The following is a 710-nucleotide window of genomic DNA, read 5'->3' on the forward strand; positions in this document are numbered from 1 at the left end:
AGTGCCTCCGCTGATTGTTGTTTTTTGGCTGCCACTTAAGTGTTTACCCTTTAACCAGTTGCGTCAAGGAACTAAACGCACTATTTGTATAAAAAGCGCACAAAATGAATCTGTTTTGAACAAAAAGCAACCAACTACCGAAACAAATTAGTTGTTGAAGCCGATGTCTTCAACCATGAATGACAACTTGTCTCAATTTAATGACCTTACGTTCGATGAAGATGCCTGGTTCTGTTTGAGTTGTCGGCGGTATCTGAAGTTAGTTTCCCTTAAATTGCTTTCAACACTTCGATCCTCTAAGAACTTGGTCGATTTTTCAGGTAGTCTGCATGCCTCGTCGCTCTCTTATTGAAATGGGTATCATCCAGCGCCTTGCTATAGCACTAGGCGTAAGTGCTTCGTTGTGGGTTTTGTATATCTCTTTGAGCCACTAAGATCCCATGAGTATTTCCGTCGATAATGTGACCTTGGGTTACGACCTCCATCCTGCCGTTCATCACCGGTCTCTTGAAATCGAAGAAGGTTCGATGGTCGCGCTCGTTGGGCCAAATGGTGCGGGCAAGTCGACGCTTCTCAAAGGGATTATGGGGCAGCTAAAGTTGTTGGGAGGTTCGATTTCCCTTGGACAGCTTAACCACTCTCAAATCGCCTATTTACCGCAGCTAAGTCAAGTTGATCGGAGTTTCCCTATTACCGTGCGTGAAATGGTT

General features: G+C 44.6%; 1 protein-coding gene. It reads left to right on the forward strand.

Features of this window, described 5'->3' with window-relative positions; translation table 11 throughout:
- Window positions 1–440: 440 nt before the first annotated feature.
- Window positions 441–710 (forward strand): ATP-binding cassette domain-containing protein (locus A3750_RS16075; protein WP_156498647.1); only part of this gene is annotated, 270 nt, incomplete at its 3' end.

Source organism: Oleiphilus sp. HI0079 (genome assembly GCF_001635105.1).